General features: G+C 68.0%; 1 protein-coding gene. It reads right to left on the bottom strand.

Translation table 11 applies throughout. From position 1 onward, the window contains the following. A partial coding sequence (locus tag K7854_RS37990; RefSeq protein ID WP_226030993.1) for an acyltransferase domain-containing protein occupies window positions 1-319 on the bottom strand: 319 nt, incomplete at both ends.

The raw sequence follows: 319 nt of genomic DNA, 5'->3' as shown, positions 1-319 counted from the left end.
TCCACCACCGCCCGGAACTCCTCCAGCACCGGCTCCATCAACGGCGAATGGAAAGCATGACTCACAGCAAGCCGCTTCACCCGCCTGCCCTGCGCCGCAAGAACATCCGCGACCTGCCCGACCTCCGCCTCAGCCCCGGAGATCACCACAGCTTCGGGCCCGTTGACCGCGGCGACACCCACACGGCCGGACACCTCCGCCAGCAGTGGCAGCACCTCCTCCTCGGAAGCCTGAACCGCCACCATCACCCCACCAGCCGGCAACCCCTGCATCAACCGCCCACGAGCAGCCACCAGCACACACGCATCCGCCAGCGACA

The sequence above is a fragment of the Streptomyces hyderabadensis genome (assembly GCF_020404845.1).
GTDB classification, from domain to species: Bacteria; Actinomycetota; Actinomycetes; order Streptomycetales; family Streptomycetaceae; genus Streptomyces; species Streptomyces hyderabadensis.
The sequence above is the reverse complement of the archived record's forward strand: the minus strand, read 5'-3'. Positions and strand labels throughout refer to the sequence as shown.